This is a genomic window from Arsukibacterium ikkense (genome assembly GCF_000987775.1).
Taxonomy (GTDB): Bacteria; Pseudomonadota; Gammaproteobacteria; order Enterobacterales; family Alteromonadaceae; genus Alishewanella; species Alishewanella ikkense.
In genome coordinates this window covers 102648-122434 of record NZ_LAHO01000014.1, presented here as the reverse complement: position 1 = coordinate 122434, position 19787 = coordinate 102648, and the positions used below count along the sequence as shown (strand labels likewise).

The 19787-nt window shown below is 50.6% G+C and carries 17 protein-coding genes; 13 read left to right on the top strand and 4 right to left on the bottom strand.

Annotated elements, in window-relative coordinates; all coding sequences use genetic code 11:
- Nucleotides 1-3 precede the first annotated feature (3 nt).
- The 6 genes from iadA (at nucleotide 4) to WG68_RS14410 (ending at nucleotide 9703) form a co-directional block, all read left to right on the top strand.
- Nucleotides 4-1185, top strand: a complete 1182-nt coding sequence (iadA, locus tag WG68_RS14435) for a beta-aspartyl-peptidase (RefSeq protein WP_046558443.1) — start codon at nucleotides 4-6, stop codon at nucleotides 1183-1185.
- A 401-nt stretch (nucleotides 1186-1586) separates the two neighbouring features.
- Entirely contained in the window at nucleotides 1587-6050 is a 4464-nt protein-coding gene (gene gltB / locus WG68_RS14430; RefSeq protein WP_046558407.1) for a glutamate synthase large subunit, read from the top strand.
- Nucleotides 6051-6059: 9 nt separating this feature from the next.
- Nucleotides 6060-7472: an FAD-dependent oxidoreductase gene (locus tag WG68_RS14425; RefSeq protein ID WP_046558406.1), complete on the top strand. Its 1413-nt coding sequence runs from the start codon at nucleotides 6060-6062 to the stop codon at nucleotides 7470-7472.
- Between the two features lie 316 nt (nucleotides 7473-7788).
- Nucleotides 7789-8271: a ribonuclease E activity regulator RraA gene (gene rraA, locus WG68_RS14420; protein WP_046558405.1), complete on the top strand. Its 483-nt coding sequence runs from the start codon at nucleotides 7789-7791 to the stop codon at nucleotides 8269-8271.
- Between the two features lie 73 nt (nucleotides 8272-8344).
- Entirely contained in the window at nucleotides 8345-8773 is a 429-nt protein-coding gene (locus tag WG68_RS14415; RefSeq protein WP_046558404.1) for a hypothetical protein, read from the top strand.
- A gap of 246 nt (nucleotides 8774-9019) precedes the next feature.
- Entirely contained in the window at nucleotides 9020-9703 is a 684-nt protein-coding gene (locus tag WG68_RS14410; protein WP_152663124.1) for a hypothetical protein, read from the top strand.
- 111 nt (nucleotides 9704-9814) lie between these two features.
- On the opposite strand, the gene WG68_RS14405 is transcribed toward WG68_RS14410, so the two are convergent.
- Entirely contained in the window at nucleotides 9815-10378 is a 564-nt protein-coding gene (locus WG68_RS14405; protein WP_046558402.1) for a dienelactone hydrolase family protein, read from the bottom strand.
- A gap of 95 nt (nucleotides 10379-10473) precedes the next feature.
- On the bottom strand, nucleotides 10474-11259 hold the full coding sequence (locus tag WG68_RS14400; RefSeq protein WP_046558401.1) for a cache domain-containing protein: 786 nt from the start codon (nucleotides 11257-11259) through the stop codon (nucleotides 10474-10476).
- 312 nt (nucleotides 11260-11571) lie between these two features.
- On the opposite strand from WG68_RS14400, the gene WG68_RS14395 reads away from it, so the two are divergent.
- The 4 genes from WG68_RS14395 (at nucleotide 11572) to WG68_RS14380 (ending at nucleotide 17118) form a co-directional block, all read left to right on the top strand.
- Nucleotides 11572-13941 (top strand): TonB-dependent receptor, encoded by a 2370-nt coding sequence (locus WG68_RS14395; protein ID WP_200897604.1) that lies wholly within the window; start codon nucleotides 11572-11574, stop codon nucleotides 13939-13941.
- A 53-nt stretch (nucleotides 13942-13994) separates the two neighbouring features.
- A complete protein-coding gene (locus WG68_RS14390) occupies nucleotides 13995-14696 on the top strand; it encodes a response regulator transcription factor (RefSeq protein ID WP_152663122.1) in 702 nt (233 codons plus the stop codon).
- A 2-nt stretch (nucleotides 14697-14698) separates the two neighbouring features.
- Complete coding sequence (locus WG68_RS14385) at nucleotides 14699-15949, top strand: sensor histidine kinase (RefSeq protein WP_046558400.1); 1251 nt, start codon at nucleotides 14699-14701, stop codon at nucleotides 15947-15949.
- A gap of 146 nt (nucleotides 15950-16095) precedes the next feature.
- The gene (locus WG68_RS14380; RefSeq protein ID WP_046558399.1) at nucleotides 16096-17118 is read left to right on the top strand and encodes an RDD family protein; all 1023 of its coding nucleotides are present in this window, start codon (nucleotides 16096-16098) and stop codon (nucleotides 17116-17118) included.
- 39 nt (nucleotides 17119-17157) lie between these two features.
- On the opposite strand, the gene WG68_RS14375 is transcribed toward WG68_RS14380, so the two are convergent.
- Nucleotides 17158-17376, bottom strand: coding sequence for a DUF6500 family protein (locus tag WG68_RS14375; RefSeq protein ID WP_046558398.1), 219 nt, complete (start codon nucleotides 17374-17376; stop codon nucleotides 17158-17160).
- 23 nt (nucleotides 17377-17399) lie between these two features.
- Nucleotides 17400-17630, bottom strand: a complete 231-nt coding sequence (locus WG68_RS14370) for a hypothetical protein (protein WP_046558397.1) — start codon at nucleotides 17628-17630, stop codon at nucleotides 17400-17402.
- Between the two features lie 175 nt (nucleotides 17631-17805).
- Between WG68_RS14370 and WG68_RS14365 the strand changes: the two genes are divergently transcribed.
- The 3 genes from WG68_RS14365 to WG68_RS19675 all read left to right on the top strand — a co-directional run bounded on the left by WG68_RS14365 (nucleotide 17806) and on the right by WG68_RS19675 (nucleotide 19736).
- Entirely contained in the window at nucleotides 17806-18243 is a 438-nt protein-coding gene (locus WG68_RS14365; RefSeq protein WP_046558396.1) for an OsmC family protein, read from the top strand.
- Nucleotides 18244-18661: 418 nt separating this feature from the next.
- A complete protein-coding gene (locus WG68_RS14360) occupies nucleotides 18662-19366 on the top strand; it encodes a hypothetical protein (RefSeq protein WP_046558395.1) in 705 nt (234 codons plus the stop codon).
- Entirely contained in the window at nucleotides 19356-19736 is a 381-nt protein-coding gene (locus WG68_RS19675; RefSeq protein WP_046558394.1) for a hypothetical protein, read from the top strand. Before WG68_RS14360 ends, WG68_RS19675 begins: the two co-directional genes overlap by 11 nt.
- Nucleotides 19737-19787 lie beyond the last annotated feature (51 nt).

Genomic DNA, 19787 nt, shown 5'->3' with positions numbered 1-19787 from the left:
ATTTTGAACACAATTTTTCTGATTAAAAATGTCGAGGTTTACGCACCACAGCCGCTCGGTAAACAAGACATAGTGCTGGCCGGTGGCAAAATAATTGCCATTGGTCAGCATTTTACTGCTGGCAGCAGCGATTTACCGCTAACAGTGATTGACGGCAGTGGCAGCATTGCCGTACCCGGCTTTGTTGACTCGCTGGTGCATTTTATTGGCGGCGGTGGTGAAGGCGGCTTTGCCACCCGCACGCCGGAAATGCAATTAACAGATGCCACCCTGGGCGGTGTTACCACCGCCATTGGCGTACTGGGCACCGATGCCACCACCCGCACCCTGAGCAATTTACTGGCCAAAGCCCATGCCCTGCAAATTGAAGGCATTACCACTTATTGTCATACCGGCTCATACCAGGTGCCCTGTCGTACCCTTACCGGCAGCATTACTGACGACCTTATTCTGATTGATAAATTTATTGGTGTGGGCGAAATTGCCATTAGCGATCATCGCTCATCGCAACCCACCACTGATGAAATCAGAAAAGTAGCGGCTGCGGCCAGAGTCGGCGGCATTCTGGCGGGTAAAGGCGGTATTGTCAGTGTGCATATGGGCGCAGGTGAGCGTATTTTGCAGCCTATTTATGATGCCGTGGCAGGCACTGAACTTAGCTTAAAGCAGTTTTACCCTACCCATATGAACCGCAACCGTGCGGTATTTCAAGCCGCTCTGCAGTTTGCCGGTCGTGGCGGCGTTATCGACTTTACCACCAGCACTACCGCATACGATCTGGCGCATGGTGAAGTGGCAGCGGCGGCGGCGTTAGCCGAAGCACTGCAGGCTGGTGTTAAGCCAATGCAACTGACGTTAAGCTCAGATGGCAATGCAAGCCTGCCCATTTACAGTAACAATGGCGAATTACTGGGGCTGCAGGTGGGCCAGGTACGCACTTTGTATCAGGCGGCGCGCGAGGCTATCGTAGAGCACAACGCCGCTATCAGCGATGTAATCTGTGCTATTAGCCAGGCACCGGCAGCTATGCTGGGCCTGTCGCAAAAAGGCAGGCTGACCGCCGGGCTCGATGCCGATTTGGTGTTACTGAACCGCGACGATTTGAGCATTGACCAGGTATTTGCCATGGGTAAGCAACTGGTTAATGCTGGCCAGGCCACGGTAAAAGGCATGTTCGAGCAGTAATCCTGCAGCTGAACAGCTTTTAGCATAAATATATGCAAAGCCACCACTATACTTCAGCTAAAAAAGCTGCCCCGGCAGCTTTTTTTTATGCCAAACTGGTATTGATGGTGGAAATAACGCCAATTCATGTAATTTATTTTCATTTTCAACCGACCAGTTCCAAATTCAAATAGACGGCCAGACGGATAAACTTCACTTGCTTTTTCGGCTTTTTCTTAGTATACCTGTTCAGCTTGGTGGGTTTAGACGGCCAAAAGAGTTAGAGTAAATACACTACAACGCATTGACCTCTGAAAGAACTCTCGTTATTTTCTTTCAGCAGCGACGAAACCAAATAAAAGAATAATAATTCACATTTATTAAATAATTATACATTTGCAAGGCAAGTTTGGAGGTAAGTCATGGCGTTGTATCAACATAGTCAGGCACGGGAAAATTGTGGCTTTGGCCTGATAGCACATCTGGAAGGTGCGGCCAGCCATCGGATTGTCAGAACTGCCATTAATGGCTTAGATCGGATGCAGCATCGCGGTGGCATTTCCGCCGACGGTAAAACCGGTGATGGCTGCGGCTTATTAATGCAAAAGCCCGACAGCTTCTTTCGGGCTATCGCCGAGGAAAACGGCTGGAATCTGGCAAAAAAATACGGCGTTGGCATGATCTTCTTAAGCCAGGATCCAGTGAAAGCGGCCGCAGCAAAAGCCATTATTAATAAAGAAATTGCCCGCGAAACCCTAAGCCTGGTGACCTGGCGCAGCGTACCCACCGACAGCAGCGTGTTAGGCCCGCTGGCGCTGGAATCTATGCCACAAATTGAGCAGGTTATTGTTAATGCACCGCATGGCTGGGGCGATCACGATTTAGAACGCCGGCTGTATATGGTAAGACGCCGGGTTGAACAGCAATTAGCAGCCGATGCGGATTTCTATATTCCCAGTTTTTCGTCCCTGGTAACGGTATTTAAAGGCCTGATGATGCCGGCCGACTTGCCGCGTTTTTATACCGACTTAGCCGATATCCGCATGGAAACGGCTATTTGCGTGTTTCACCAACGGTTTTCTACTAATACCATGCCACGCTGGCCATTGGCGCAGCCGTTTCGTTATCTGGCGCATAACGGTGAAATTAATACTATTACCGGTAACCGCCAATGGGCCCGTGCCCGCCAGTACAAGTTCTCCTCGCCGTTACTGCCCGACTTACAGGAAGCCGCGCCCTTTGTTAGCCAGACGGGCTCTGACTCCAGCTCGCTGGATAACCAGCTGGAACTGTTGTTAGCCGGTGGTATGGATTTATTCCGCGCCATGCGCTTGCTGGTACCACCAGCCTGGCAGGGCAACCGGGTAATGGATGACAACTTAAAAGCCTTTTACGAATTTAACTCGATGCATATGGAGCCGTGGGACGGCCCGGCCGGTATCGTCATGACCAACGGCCAGCATGTGGCCTGTAACCTGGACCGCAACGGCCTGCGCCCGGCTCGCTTTGTCATTACCCGCGATAAACTAATTACCCTGGCCTCAGAAGTCGGTATCTGGGATTACACCCCGGATGAAGTGGTCGAAAAAGGCCGGGTTGGCCCCGGCGAAATGCTGGCAATCGATACCACCACCGGCAAGATCTGGCGCTCTGATGAAATAGACACCGATTTAATGGCCCGCCATACCTATCGCAGCTGGTTAGACGATAACGTGCAGCGGCTGGTACCTTATGAAAAATATGAAACGGACTTGATTGGTAAGCGGGTATTCGACGACGACACCATGCAGGTGTATCACAAGCTGTTTAACTACAGCTATGAAGAAATTGAGCAGGTAATGACGGTACTGGCCAAAGATGGCCAGGAAGCCGTGGGTTCAATGGGTGATGACACGCCAATGGCGGTTTTATCGCGCAAGCCCCGCAATATGTTTGACTATTTTCGCCAGCAATTTGCCCAGGTTACCAACCCACCTATCGACCCGCTGCGCGAAGCGCATGTAATGTCGCTGGCTACCAGTATTGGCCGCGAGCATAACGTGTTTAAAGAAACCGCTGGTTATGCCCGCCGTATTCAGTTTGAATCGCCGGTAATGATGTATTCCGACTTAAAGCAACTGCGGCAGGCTGATGAAAAATACTATAAAAACCAGGTGTTTTCGTTAAATTTTGACCCGCAGCAACACAATTTAGAACAAGCCACCCGCCAGCTCTGCGAGGCGGTAGTTAGCGCGGTACGCGACAATAAGGTAGTGCTGGTGATCTTAACCGATCGGCGCATCGAGCAAGGCATGATCCCTATTCCGGCGGCCATGGCGGTCGGTGCTGTGCAACTGGCGCTGGTTAATGCCCAGCTGCGCTGTGATTCCAACATTATTATTGAAACCGCCAGCGCCCGCGACTCGCATCATTTTGCGGTGCTAATTGGTTTGGGCGCTACCGGCATCTACCCGTTTCTGGCTTATGAAACCGTTGAGCAACTGGTGGAAAAAGGCACTATTAACTTAAGTGCGCGCCAGGCCGTGCTGAATTACCGCAAAGGCATTAACAAAGGCCTTTATAAAATCATGTCGAAAATGGGCATTTCTACTGTGGCCAGTTATCGCTGCTCTAACCTGTTTGAAGCCGTGGGTATTAACAAAGACGTGATGCAACTGTGCTTTGCCGACGTGCCGTCGCGGATTGGCGGTGCCAACTTTATCGACTTTGAACAAGACGTGCAGCAGCTGGCCAATATGGCCTGGTTAAAGCGCAAGCCGATGAACCACGGTGGCTTATTAAAATACGTGCACGATGGCGAGTACCACGCCTACAACCCCGATGTAGTCACCAGCTTGCAAAAAGCGGTACGTTCGGGCAAATACGAAGATTACCAGGTGTACAGCAACCATGTTAACCAGCGGCCGGTAGCCCATTTGCGTGATTTACTGCAACTGGCCACTGACACCGACGGTATCGCTTTAGCTGAAGTGGAAGCGGCCGAGAGTTTATATCCGCGCTTTGACAGCGCGGCGATGTCGATTGGCGCACTCAGCCCGGAAGCGCACGAAGCACTGGCTATTGCGATGAACCGCTTGGGCGGGCGCTCGAATTCTGGTGAAGGCGGTGAAGATCCACGCCGCTTTGGTACCGAGAAAAACTCCAAGATTAAGCAGGTGGCCTCAGGCCGCTTTGGCGTAACCCCGCATTACCTGGTTAATGCTGAAGTGATTCAGATTAAAGTCGCCCAGGGCGCCAAACCCGGTGAAGGCGGCCAGTTACCCGGCGAAAAGGTTACGGCCGAAATTGCCCGGCTGCGCTATTCGGTGCCCGGCGTTACCTTAATTTCGCCGCCGCCACACCATGATATTTACTCGATTGAAGATTTAGCCCAGCTGATTTTCGATTTAAAACAGGTCAATCCACAGGCACTGATCTCGGTAAAACTGGTGTCAGAGCCGGGTATCGGCACCATTGCCACCGGCGTGGCCAAGGCCTACGCCGATTTAATTACCGTATCGGGCTACGATGGCGGCACCGGTGCCAGCCCGCTAACCTCAGTTAAATATGCCGGCAGCCCGTGGGAGCTTGGCCTGGCAGAAGTACATCAGGCCTTAGTCGAAAACGGCCTGCGCGACCGGGTGCGCTTACAGGTAGATGGCGGCTTAAAAACCGGCCTCGACGTGGTTAAAGCGGCTATTTTAGGCGCCGAAAGCTTTGGTTTTGGTACCGGCCCTATGGTAGCGCTGGGCTGTAAATTCCTGCGGATTTGCCACTTAAATAACTGTGCTACCGGCGTGGCAACCCAGGATGAAACCCTGCGCCGCGATCACTTTACCGGCCTGCCAGAAATGGTAATGAATTACTTTAAGTTTTTAGCCTTAGAAGTACGCGAGCTAATGGCGCAGCTTGGGGTAACTGAACTGACCCAGCTAATAGGCCGCACCGATTTACTGGCCGCCAAAGCCAGTGAAACCCAGAAGCAAGCCAAGTTAGATTTAAGCCCTATCTTGCAAGCCAGCGGCGTTACCTCAGACAAGCCACTTTATTGTGTTAAAAACAACACACCGTTTGACTCAGGGAAGCTAAATCAGCTGTTGCTGGAGCGCTGCGAGCAGATGGTTAAGCATAAAACCGGCGGCCAGCTCAGCCTGCCCATTCGCAACACCGACCGCTCGGTTGGCGCGGCTTTGTCGGGCTTTATTGCCCGCCTGCATGGTAATCAGGGCATGGCGACCGACCCAATCCGCCTGCGCTTTACCGGCACTGCCGGCCAAAGCTTTGGCGTGTGGAATGCCGGCGGCCTGCACTTAGCGCTGCAGGGCGATGCCAACGATTACGTTGGTAAAGGCATGACCGGCGGCCAGATAGCCATATTCCCGGCCAAAGGCGCCAGCTTTGCCAAAAATGGCTTTGCCATTGCCGGCAATACCTGCTTATACGGCGCTACCGGCGGCCGCTTTTATGCCGCCGGCCAGGCCGGCGAACGCTTTGCCGTGCGTAACTCGGGCGCCTTAGCGGTAGTGGAAGGCACCGGCGACAACTGCTGTGAATATATGACCGGCGGTGTGGTGGTAGTGCTGGGTTGCACCGGGGTTAACTTTGGCGCCGGTATGACCGGCGGCTTTGCTTATTTGCTGGACGAGCAAAACGATTTAGAGCTGAGGCTAAACCCCGAGCTGGTAGAGGCGCTGGACGTCAGCACGCCAATATTGCAAGAGCACCTGCGCAGCCTGCTGCACCAACACGTAGAGGAAACCGGCAGCGACAAAGCCCAGCGCATCCTGTCAGATTTTAATAACTACTTAAGCAAATTTAAGTTGGTCAAACCCAAAACCAGCGATGTAAATACCTTGCTGGGACACCGCGCTCGCTCTTCTGCCGAGCTGCGGGTTCAGGCGATGTAAGGAAGAGTTATGGCCCAGAATGTATATCAGTTTATTGACGTGAAACGGATTGATCCGCCAAAACGCTCACACAGCGAACGCACTATCGAGTTCGTGGAAATTTATCAACCAATGACCAACACCCAGGTGGAAGGTCAGGCCGACCGCTGTCTGGATTGCGGTAACCCCTACTGCGAGTGGAAGTGCCCGGTGCACAATTATATTCCGCAGTGGTTAAAGCTGGCTAACGAAGGCAAAATTGTTGAAGCGGCCGAGCTGGCGCACAAAACCAACAGCTTGCCAGAAGTGTGCGGCCGGGTGTGCCCGCAAGACCGCCTGTGCGAAGGCGCCTGCACCCTGGATGAAGGCTTTGGCGCAGTAACCATTGGCAGTATTGAAAAGTACATTACCGATAAAGCCTTTGAAATGGGCTGGCGGCCGGATTTATCGGCAGTAATTAAAACCGACCGCCGGGTGGCGGTTATTGGCGCCGGCCCGGCCGGTTTAGCCTGTGCCGATGTGCTGGTGCGTAATGGCGTATCACCGGTGGTGTTTGACCGTTACCCGGAAATTGGCGGCCTGCTAACCTTTGGCATACCGCCGTTTAAGCTGGAAAAAAGCGTGCTTAGCCTGCGCCGTGAAATTTTTACAGAGATGGGTATTGAGTTTCGGCTAAATACGACAGTGGGCGTTGATGTCAGTTTTGACAGTCTGCTGGATGAATACGACGCGGTCTTTTTAGCCCTTGGCACCTACACGCCAATGAAAGGCGGCCTGGTGAACGAAGGCGCGCCCGGGGTGTATGAAGCGCTGCCGTTTTTAATTGGTAACGTTAATAACCTGATGGGTTGGCAAACCGAGCATCCGTTCGTTAGCTTAAAAGACAAAACCGTAGTGGTGCTAGGCGGTGGCGACACCGCAATGGACTGCGTACGCACCTCTATTCGTCAGGGTGCCAGCAAAGTAAGCTGCGCTTACCGGCGCGATGAAGCCAATATGCCCGGCTCGCGTAAAGAAGTGCAAAATGCCCGCGAAGAAGGGGTAGAGTTTTTGTTTAACCTGCAGCCGTTAGGCATAGAGGTGAACAGTGCCGGTCAGGTGTGTGGCGTTAAGGTCATTACCACCGAAATGGGCAAACCCGATGCCAAAGGTCGGCGCAGCGCAGAGCCAGTGCCAGGCTCAGAGCAAATATTGCCAGCCGATGCGGTAGTTATCGCCTTTGGCTTTCAACCCAGCCCGCCACAGTGGTTAATTGATATGGGCGTAGCGCTGGACGCTAAAGGCCGGGTAGTAGCGTCTGAGCAAAGTCCCTATGCACTGCAAACCAACCAGCAGAAAATCTTTGCCGGTGGCGATATGGTGCTGGGCTCTGACTTAGTAGTAACCGCCATTGCCCAGGGCCGCAAAGCCGCTGAAGGGATGTTGGATTATTTGCAGGTGTAAAAGCCTGTTACTTTGACTTAGCATTGGATACGGAGAAATGCTCGAACCGGCTTACCCACGCTGACACGCCGTAAACCCATCCCTGGGGGCTCGTTTATGAACTTCATCCATGAAGTTCACCCTTCGGGCCAGCAGGGCTGTTTAAATTCGTTCCTGACGAATTTATCCGCCCGTCCAGGGCTTCAACGGTTAGCTTAGAGTAAACCTAATCTCGCTTTATCATTTCCTGTTGCAGGTTCAAAAAAGCAGGCAAACCGGTTCGAGCCATGCTCTAAAGCATGACGGCAAAAGACTGATGTTAAGAAGGAGTTTACAAATGCCCCACTTCACCCTGCCCGATCTCTGCGACGCCCATGCTGACAGCATTCGCGTCGCTGAACCCATTTTTCAAAACTACGGTGGCAATGCGGCCTTTGGCGGGCAAATTGTTACGGTAAAATGCTTTGAAGATAACTCCAAAGTAAAACAGCTGGTGGCCACCCCCGGCCAGGGCAAGGTACTGGTAGTCGATGGCGGCGGCTCAAAGCGCCATGCGCTGCTGGGCGATATGCTGGCCGAGCAAGCCGCAAGTAATGGCTGGGAAGGTATTATTATCAACGGCTGTATTCGGGATATTGACGAAATACGCCAAACCCTGCTCGGTGTGCAGGCACTGGGTATTCACCCGATGAAAACCGACAAGCGCGATTTAGGGGATATCAACCTAACAGTGACGTTTGCCGGAGTCGATTTTATCCCCGGTCAGTTTGTGTATGCCGATAATAATGGGGTTTTGGTGGCGACTAAAGCCCTGCTGTAACCAGCTCTTCATTTTAGGTTTTTTTCAAAGTAATCTAACCCATGGAATCACAGTCATCTATAGGGAATTAGCGATGAAATATATCGTTAGCGTTGCAGCCATATTGGCGTTACTCGGCTGCGCAGCGACAAAGCCGGTTTCTTTGTATCAAACTTACACTGATTACAGTAGCCAGATTAATGCGGAAAACGTCGAACAACTGGCACCGGCTTACTTTAGCTCCAGCCTGTTACCTAAGTCATTTAATGATTCTTCGGTCACGCAGCAATTACTGTTTAAAAACATGATGGCAGAACAGTTACAGCATGCAGAGCTTATCACTGGCAATACCGGCTGCCTGGCCTTAGCAGGCCAGGACAGTGAGCAACAACCACTGCAGTTTAACCTGGCTTACCGTAGTGAAAACGATAAATGGTTAATTAATCAGGTTCATGTCGTGTTTCTGGAGCAATTAACTGAGCTTAAACCGATAACCAATTGCGCAGAGTTGTTTCCCCGTTAATACACTAAGCGCTGGGTATTCACCCAATGAAAACTTACAACGCGATTTAGGTGATATCAACCTACCAGTCACCTTCGCCGGAATCGACTTTATCCCCGGCCAGTTTGTGTATACCTTCCAGAATTCCAGGCCCTATAGCTGGCCTGGCTTGAGCGGCTAAAGCAACAAAAAAGAGCCTGTTCGCTCTGGGCGGCAGTGTAATCGCAACCTATACTGGGAGGGACGTCTACACAGCACAGGGGTTCGATGCTTTTGTTAATAAGTGGCCATCCCTGGATAAGGTGTCTAACTCTTGGCGGTTTGCTGATCGTGAGCAATGCCTTGGCCGACAGCTTGCCTGAAATCAGTATTGGCAGCACGCAAAGCCCATCTGAACTAAGCTCTCTGATAGAGCAACGTTTGCAGCTGGCCTATCAGCAGCTGGGGTATCAACCGATTTTCTTGCCCCTGCCATCTGAGCGACGATTACGCTTAGTCCGCTCACAGGCGCTCGATGCCGATCTGTTTCGCCTTTGTGATCTTCAAAATGCATACCCGGATATTCTGATGATCCCAGTGCCTCTTGGTGATTTCACACTAAAAGCCTACGCGCTTTCAAGCAAAACCCTGGAAAACTGGCAAAACAACCCCCGCCTTATCGTGGTGCATATCCGTGGCTTTAAGATGGCAGAGCAGACGCACTTTGCAGGAAAGCGGCTGGAGGTGGCAAGTCTTGAGCAAGCTTTTGGCTTGTTGCAGCAAAAACGGGCCGATATCGTGTTGGAAGATGAGCCCTCTGCTACCGCCTATCTGGCGACCGCAACCGATTGGTCAGAAGGCAGTTGGTATGCCGCCGCCTTAAACAGCATGGCGGTTTGTCATATACTTGGCTCACACCTGCAGCATTTGGCAGAGCCGCTGCAACAACTCCTAAGCCAACCCAACCCGTAAATGCTATCAGAACAACGATTGGAAGAATGTGATCAGTATTAAAACCGCTCCCCTTTTCACACTTCTTTAGCCGCTTTAGCTGCAGTAACAAAGACAAGCTGGGAAACAGCGTTAAGCCAAAAGCCCAAGCAACTTGCTTAGCTGCTGCTGGTAACCTGCCTCATTAAAAGCTGTTGACGCCGGATTCATAAAGCCATGTGCGTACATTGTACTAACGGCTGTCACACCCGGCTGTTGTTGTAATTGAGTGCAGATATCACTAATTGCAAAATGTGGCTCGCTGTGGCCAAAGATAATCCGCGTGGGTACTTGCGGTTTCAGCGCTAAATGCTGATAAATTTGCCCCGGATAAAACAGTAGCGCTTGCTTTGCCATGCCAACATTAGCTTGCGCCACAGCACGCCATAAGGCGCTGGCACCGGCACTAAAGCCAATGGCCAAATCAAACGGCTGGGCCGCGTTTTGCAGCGCCTGTTGCACTTTTAGTACATAAGCATCGTGGCCGCATTGTGCGCTATAGGCGGCATAGGCCTGCGGTTCATCCGAATAATACTGTGCCTGTCCATGATAAGGATCGACAAGCTGTACCCGGCTGGCAACGGCGGCTAAATCCTGCAACAAGCGGCTAAGGCCGTTACACACACCGAAGATATCGGTTACTATCAGTAGCTGCATCACATAAACTCCGGTTCAGTGAATACCCTTTTTCAACGCAACAAAAACACCTTTGTGCCTGTCCTTTAGCATCCTTGGGGCCCAGGCACAGCGGTTCAATATAATTCACCAGTAAGTTGCGCGACGAGATACCACCCCATACTTGGGATATAACTGGATACTAAATACTGCTGTTGTGCGCCAACCGTGGTGGTATGATTAAACGCTTGTGGCTTGAGAAGGTGCTGCGAGGTTTCTTTTGAATAACGTTGCTCTAAGCTAAATTTGCCCGCCACGTCAGGATCAGGGTGTACCTGAATTACGCCCTTGTGATCGACGATAAACAACTCACCCTGTTGGCTTAACGGCGAGTCTTGCAACATACGAACAACACCATCAAACGACGTTGCAATACCCGATAAACCATAGCCATTCGCTTGTCGGTAATTAATATACAGATCGACGCGGTTTTTGTTTTTGTCATGATACACGCTTATCTGATCTTGCTTGCCGCTTTGCAAATAAGCGAAATACCAGGTATCTACCTCGGGAACCAGCACACGTAAAAAGCCTTCATGATTCCAATATTTATGGCTTTTTGTATCAGCAAAAGAGGCGCTGGTAAGCTCATATTGTTGTACTAAATAACCCAGTTTACTTATCAGCACCGGCTCTTCGCCTGGTGTAAAACCATTCTCCCGCCATGCGTGAATATGGGCATCGTTGGCAATGGTATTGGCCAGCAGCTTCATGTTAGAAATTCGATTATCAACATTGGCTGACAGGTTTTTAATCGTCAACGCCACTACTGATTCTGAGTGCGGTAAGGGCTCTGAACTAACAGGCACGCTTATTAGTAATAAAAACGCCATTAAGGCGGGCAGGCAAATTGTCTTGATCATAATAGTATCAATGTCCTGTTTAGCTTCCGCTTTAGTGGCATCAGGCTGACGAACCCATACTGCTCGTTGTTAACAGACAGGGGGGATCCATAACAGCCTTAAACGGATAAGCTTCCAGTGAAGGTAAAGCGCAGCGTAGTTTAACAGCATACCGTATGCAACAAAAAAACAATGTGGATAGCTTCCGCATTTCAGCGACGTTTTAGTCACATTGGCTTTGCTAACCTAGCAGCGATGCATCAAATAAAAATGGCTGAAAGTGGGAGAAATAAGGATATGAATATAAGCAGGCAATTAACAAAGGTTTGGTGGTTGAAACTGTGGACGCTGTTGCTTGGCTTGCCACTGTTTGGCTTGCCAATTTATGCCAGTGCCGCAGAAGCCCCCGGTGCGCTGACTATCGTTGTTTTAAATCAGCAAACTGACCGGCCACTACCCGCTGTGCAGATCACGCTCAGGAAACGACAAACCAATTCCAGCCAGACGCTAGAAACTGACGAGCAAGGCCGTATTGTTGTTGAGCAGCTCGACCCCGGCCTGTACTCGGTGAACCTGACGAAAAGCGGCTTCGCTACCGTGTCTGAGCCAAGCCTAAGGGTGATTACCCGTAAAAATATCAGAATTGAATTTAAACTCAGCGAAGTGGATATTGAAAAGGTACTGGTTCGGGGACGGCAATCTGATACATTTGGGTCTGGTTCCAGCACCTATCTCGACAGAGAAGCGCTCAGAAGCGCTGTCGGCGGTGGCGCAGACCCACTGCTCTCCCTGGACGGTTTACCCGGCCTGGCCTCTGCCAGTGAATTCGCCAGCTTTAGTGTTCGCGGCCGTGGCCCGCGAGATAATTTGATATTCGTTGACGACTTTCCGTTTGATAAGGCCGTGCACTTTGATGCCACATTGGGTGAAGAAGAAGATGTTGGCGGTGGTGGCCGTTTCTCGATTTTCGCCCCTAATGTGATCAGCGGTGCCGAGTTTTCACCCGGTGGCTGGGGAGCGGCTTATGGTGGCCGCGCGGCTTCGCTACTAAAACTGGATGTCGCCGGTGGCAACCCAAGCCCTTCAGCCAGTCTGCGCCTCGACCTTGCCGGCTATGAAGTGGGTTATGACGGCCCTGCCGGTATCACCGAAGATGCAACAATGCTTATTTCTGCCCGCCGGCTGGATTTCGGCAAGTTGTTTGAAACTATTGAAGAGCTGGACATTGGCGAGCCAGTGCTAAGAGATATCATCGTTAAGTCGGTGATACCCCTTAACCAGAACCACACCCTGGAAATTCTGCTGATAGATACCCACGAAGACTACAGCCGCGACGTAACACACGTGTTTGAATCGCCCAATTTCGAAGATGTTGCGCTGCAATATGCTGAACAGGATAGTGATTTGTATGGCCTGACATTGCGCTCATTAATCGGGGAAACGGCAGTCTGGACCAATAAGCTTTATTATCGGACAAGCGACAAGGTGAGCTCAGAAGGTGAAGCCTTTCCGGATCTGGTACCGGAGGGCTCACCGGCGTCCAGTTTTCCGGTGCGGGAAAACATTATTACCATTGGTGAGGCTGAAACCGAGATTGGCTGGCGCAGCGATTTTGAGACGCTGAACCAATGGGGTATATTCAGCGCCGGAGTGCGGCTAACCCAACTTGAACTGGACTACAACACTGTGCTGAATGGTGACTGGATCCGCTTTACTTACGACGCCGATGATTTCAGAGCAGATCCAGAGCAGCGGTTTATTGTGCTTGAGCCCGGCAACATTAACTCGGCAACACGTCGCAAAGAAACCAGCTATGCTGGCTACGTTGAGCAGATTTTTCAACAAGGTGATTGGGATTTTGGCACCGGCTTAAGGCTGGAGCGGGACGGCTTTGCCAATGAAAGCTTTGCCTCGCCCAGGTTCAGCGTTAACTGGCAGCCGGTTAGAACGATTAGATATTTTGCCACCGCAGGACTGTTTCATCAGTCGCCTCGGTTTTTAGAGCTTGCTGCTAACGAGTCTAATGATCTTAAGAACGAAAAAATCAGCCACAGCAGTGTTGGTTTTAAATACTTTCTGGGTGGAGATTGGTCGGTGTTAACCGAAGCCTATTATCAAAAGCTCGACAACCTGGTGGTAGACCTTGATCGCACCAGCGGTACCTTTGCCAATAGTGGTGATGGCAGCTCTTATGGTGTTGATATTGTGATTAACGGTACCATTCGCGAAGGTTTGTATGCCAGCGCAACCTACTCTTACAACGATGCGAAAGTTGACAGGAAAGACGGCCGCGGTAAGTTAGCCGCTGACTTTAGCCGCAAGCATGTTGCCACCCTGGGCCTGACCTGGGAAATCAGCGACCGCTGGAAGGTCGCCGGGCGTTACAAATATCTTTCTGGCAGACCAGATGATAACTTTATTATTCACTCCGACGTATTGGGCCCCGGACAACCGCTACGCTATTCAAAAGAGATCACTGAGCGTAATGTCGGGCGCACCAGTGGTTCCGGCTTGTTGAATGCCCGGGTTGACTATAGACGCGCCTTCGGTCCGATAGATGTAACTGCCTTTCTTGATGTGATCAATGTAACGGCAGCGTCGTCGGGCGATGAAAACGAGTTTGACTACCGCCGCGGAGTGCTGGTAGCAGACAGTGGTGAAACAGAGCCGCTGATTGGTTTGCGGCTGGATTACAGCTGGTAGCATTGGGCAAGAGCCGGCAAACACGGACCAAAGCGGGTAAGGAGTGGCGGCAGATGGTAAACGTATATGGAGCGACACCAATTAGAGTATTAATTGTTGAAGACAACCGTGACATTTGCGACAACATTGCCGCCTATCTTGAAAAGTATAGTTACATCATGGATTTTGCCTACGACGGCATCAGGGCATTGCAGTTGGCGTTGACCAATAGGTTCGACATTATTGTGCTTGATCTGATGCTACCAGGCATGGATGGCCTGAGTTTCTGCCAAAAGCTGCGAGCCGATGCCGATATTGCCACACCGGTGCTGATATTAACCGCCAGAGACACGCTTGCCGATAAACTTAACGGGTTTGCGGCGGGAGCCGATGACTATTTGGTTAAGCCATTTGCATTGCAAGAGCTGCATGCACGACTGCAGGCGCTATATAAACGGAGCTACGGCAGAACCGACAAAGTGTTAACCGTTGCTGATTTGACGCTGAACAAATCTACGCTGCAAGTACAGCGTGCCGGAACGCGCATCGATCTCAGCCCTGCCGGTATCAGACTGCTGCAACGCCTGATGGAACAAGCGCCGTCTGTGGTGGCGCGTGATGAGCTGGAAACCCTATTATGGGCTGACGAGCCTCCCGATGGTGATGCGCTGCGCTCGCACCTGTACAAGTTGCGCCAGGCTATCGACAAGCCCTTTGCCAAAGCGCTAATCCATACGGTGCATCGCATCGGCTACCGCATTGCAGAGGATAACTAAGCATGTTCCGGCACAGTTTGCGTAAGCGTGTCGCACTGGCCTTTGCGCTATGTGTTGCCGTACTGAGCGTGCTCTGGGGCTTCGCCTTCTTCGCTGCCATCAAATTGAGCGAAGACCGGGTGTTGATCAATCAGCTGCAGCTGGCCGCCGACAGTTATCCCGTTATGCCGGTGAACCTTCGTGGCTACGACGAGCTTGATAGCCTGCCGGCATCACTCCGGCAATGGGCGCAGAGCAACCCCCAAGCAGGATTGTACGAATTTGAAAAAGAAGAGTTGCATGTCGCAGTGCTATTTATCGACCATGAACAGCCAGCCGCCGGCAACCAGCCGCGTCGCGCCTTTGTGGTGTTCGACGTTGCCGGCATTGAGGCGGCATCAGTAGAGGATTGGTGGTGGCTGCTGGTGATTAGCGCTGTGGTGGGAACCCTGGGGGCTGTTGGCTTCGGGCTGGGCGTGCTGGTGATGCGCCGGGCTATCGCCCCTGTTGCGCAACTTGCCAACGTGGTTGCGGCCATCGATCTGGAACATCTGTCGATGGATGATTATAAACGCATAGAGTCTGGCCGCTTTGGCGATGATGAAGTGGGTATGCTGGCGCAGACCATTGAAAAGACGCTTGAACGGATCAGTGCCTTTATTGCCAGAGAACGCTACTTTACCGATTCAGCCAGCCATGAGCTGCGCACGCCGGTCACGGTAATAACAGGTGCGCTTGAGCTGCTGGAGCACAGCGCACTGGCCGCGGCTGATATGAAGGCGCTAGATCGCATCAGGCGTGCCACACTCGATATCAAAACCACGATTGAAATGTTCTTGTGCCTCGCCCGCGAAGCCGACGATGGCTTGTATAGCGAGCAGTTTTCAGTGCTGCCACTGGTGAGCAAGGCAATAGAACAGCAACGCTACCTGCTCAGCCGCAAGTTAGTTGATGTCGATATTGAAGAACTGGCAGCACCCGAAATCTGCGGCCATCCGCAGGCTTTTGCTATCGCGGTTAATAATCTGGTACGAAATGCGTTCGAGCACACCCTTGACGGGCACGGCCCCATCACCATTTGCATCAAAGCGCACGAGCTGTTAGTCACCAATCAGCTGAGCCATGCTGCTGATGAGCGGCGCACCGCGAACAACGCATCGTCTCATGGCTACGGTCTGGGGTTGGGCATTGTGCAACGGCTGTGTGAACGCAATGGCTGGTCGTTTTCACTGTACCTTAAGCAAGCGCGTGTCGTCGCCCGCCTTTCGTGGTGAGAACGACAGTTATGCCACTGAGGTTTTTACGCCGCCTCGGTGCCCCCACTTACTTACTCAGCTCTCAAGTGTAAAGACACATATTACAATAGCTTTTGCGCCTGTTTAGCGTAAATTGAGCTTTTACATGGTAGAGCCACACTTTTATGAGTTTGCACCAGTTTGACGATAATGCCAGCATTACCGAAGTGACGCCGGGGGTATATGTTGATCTTGCTGGCCAGCAGCTGTCAGTGCAGCAAGTACGTCAGGTGGTTACTCCACATGATTTTACCGTAGCCAGTGCGCTGGTAGGTCGCGCCCTGGCAAAGCCATGGCGCCGTGGCGTGGCAATAGCGCTGGATCTGCTGCTAATCGCTTTATTTACCTCAGCTAGCTTGTTATTTCTGCTGCCGGTGGCGGCTTATCTGGCTTTTCGCTGCCATCTGCAACAGCACAACAAACGCAGAAATATTGTCATCGCCTTCGCGTTATTGTCAATGCTGTTACTGCCATTCATGCCGGAGAAAACCGACAAGCGCAGCGACTACAAAGTGAAAGCGAGTTTATTAATTACCGCCAGCGCCATTACGCTTACCAAGACAGATTGCAATGCCGAATGCGCTGATAGGCAGTTAGACAATATCAGCGAGCAATTACGTGGCAGTAAGCTCACCGACAACGAAATTGACGGCATAGTTAAAGAGTTACTTGAAGACTCAATACTAACTGAGGCTGAACAGAAAGCTGCACACAACAGAGTGATGAGTAACATTAAGCAGCACCGCCAACAAGCCGCGCAGCAGGCTACAGAGGCGTTAATTCAGGCGACCACTCAGCCCGGGGCAAACAGCAGCTGGTGGCAACCGTTAGCGCAATCGGAGCACAGTGTGCTGAAATGGCTGCAAGGTATGTTAACCGACTTAGGTATTGGTTTTGGCTGGGCGGTGTTTTATTTCACCCTGTTTATCAGTTGGAACGGTGGCCAAACGCTTGGCAAAGCCGCTATGGCGATAAAAGTGGTGCAGCTAAATAATACTCCCCTCTCGCTGTGGCAGGCATTTGGTCGCCAGGGTGGCTACAGCGCAGGCATTGCCACCGGGCTGCTGGGGTTTATTCAAATATACTGGGACCCAAACCGGCAAGCTATTCAGGATAAAGTCGCTGACACCTTAGTCCTTAAAATATAACTTTAATCAACGGCGGTCTGCGGCAACAAGCAAAACACCTTAAAGCCCTGCGGTAACCAGCTGCTTTATTTTCAGCGCTTTTTCAAAATGGTCCAGCCGGTGGGTTTGGATCCACCAGCTTGCCGCTTCCATTAATAAGTCTGGATCATCATTTTTATTGGCGAAAAAGGCGTAAAACGACACGCCCACTGTCTCGCCTTTAGCGAGCATTTTTTTGTCACAAACGGTAATAATTTTTTGTCTTAAGCTGTCGCGCATAGTTGGGAGCTCCACTGACGTGATTAAATTGGCCCTTTTTTTACTGGCTGATAAATATTCGCTGCCATCATTAACATGTATGCCACTATTACCCCAACTAATGCTGGCAGATAGGTTGATAAAATCACCTGCGACAGCAGCAGAATAATCATGGCTGTTACGCTACCCCACAGCCAACCCCGACGTTTTTCATATTGGGCCACTCTGTACATAAAAGCCGCCGCACAAATGATTAAAAATATACCAATATACATTTACCGCTCCTGTGCAAATTTTACAATTTTTACGCCGTACTATGAAGTCATTACCGGACCAGGCCAGCGCCTTGCTGGCTAAAGCCACAGCGGGCGCGGCTTGGCAAAGCTGGAACGGCTATTGCTTGTACTGCCTCGGTACCGACAACTCACGTTAGCAATTTAGGAGCATAAAATGGCAATAATCAAATGGGCAATGGCAAAATATCAAGGCCTGGGTAAAGAGGGCAACGGCCAGGTGTCTACCCAATCTGGCGCTTTGCAAGACCAACCTTATGGCTTCAATACCCGCTTTGAGGATAAAGCAGGCACTAACCCGGAGGAACAAATTGCTGCCGCGCACGCATCTTGTTTTACTATGGCACTGGCTTTTGGATTAGCCAAGCAAGGCTTCACCGGCGGTACCCTGGAGTGTAAGGTAGAAATCAGCCTGGAAAAAGAAGGTGATGGCTTTATTATCACCAAATCGGCAATAGGATTAGAGGCCAAAGTGCCGGGTATGAATAGCGCCGATTTTGAAAAAGCAGCGCTGGAAGCGAAAGTAAACTGCCCTATATCCAAACTATTAACCTGCGAGATTACCCTGGATTTTATCTCGTTTGAAGGGCACTAAGGGACCGGGCGGCACACCCAATACTGAACAGTCATTCAGGGACGCACCCTGTCATTCAGGGACGCACCCTAATTAGTCATTCAGGGACGCACCCTAATTAATTTCAGGGACGCACCCTAATTAATTTCTAATTAATTTATTTCACCCTAATTAATTGGGACGCACCCTAATTAATTTGTTTAATTAATTGGGACGCACCCTAATTAATTTGTTTGCTGCACCTGCGATATTAAGTGAGTGCGAAATTAAATTTCATATAGTTTCAGCTGGTGATTTTACCAACCGGTAACTTAACGGACAGGAGACAAAACGTCTTTTGCAGGAGCCTGAGCGTGCCTGTCCCCCGGCTGTGGATTTGCAGATTTACTTCACTAGACTACTATAATTGAATAAAAAAGCACTACGGCATAGCACTTTCATGTTAGAGAGCTATTACTCTTTGGCGGTTATCATACCCATTTCTGTAGCAATCATCCTTGCGGTGCTAATCTTCTTTTGCACACGTTATTTTTATAATAAAGACGGTGCAGGTGAAACTGAGCATGATTTTGACCGGGATCTATTTAAATTGCCCACCAACTTCTCTATTCAGGTACTCGGAATTGTTGTGCCAATACTTGCAGTGTTCACAAGCTATTTAGTCACTAAAGTTCCAACTGCTGATATTGACTTTCTGCTCGCTGCTATTGCAATTTATTTTGCAGTTATTGTCATCGCGACATGGCAAGCTTTTTCGATTGCAAGCACCAAGGTAACTAACGACAAATTGATGTTAAGTTGGCATAAAAACAGCTCACTTATCGCCGCAAATGCCATTATGTATGGATTAATTGCGGCAGGTTTTGCATGTTTGTTGCTTTTTTTCCTGTTAGAGCTAAACCCAAGAGCATTTTCGAAAAAAGAAAGTATCGCTCTCGAAACTGTTGTGTTACTGCGCGCGCCAATTAGTCTGGGCATGCGTGACACAGAGGTGATCCAATTATGGGGCTTACCGTCTGATCAGGACGCAGAAACCAATACCTGGAATTACAACAGCGATAATGCCCATATATTAGTCTTCTTTAACTCAGCAGGGACGGTAATCAAAATAATCAACGAGCAGAGGAAAAACCATGACCAGTAGAGACTTTGCGAAGGGACTAGAAGACCATCTCTATTTAGGAGAATCCATTGATGATCTGGTGACCTTGATAGACATATTCACCGTACAAAGAGGGATACAACACAACACTAAGCCAAATACCGGCGACTTTCTGTTTTCGGCGGCTATCTTGTGTGTAATATTAACGCCCTGTAAACCTCCGGGCTATAGAAAGTCGGCAGTGGCATTGCGAAAAGCCTTTGCGGGCATAGCGAATAGCCGCATAAAACAAGAGCAGTTCAGGAATGCTATTTCTGAGGAAGCGCTAGACCTGCAGACCATAGCGCAATTGGTTACAACCGAATTTAATCAAATGTTTCATTTGAGACCGGGCAACTATATCTATAGTTAATAGCAAAGAAATGGGGCACGCCTAGCTTTTGCAAGGCATAACCCATTACAT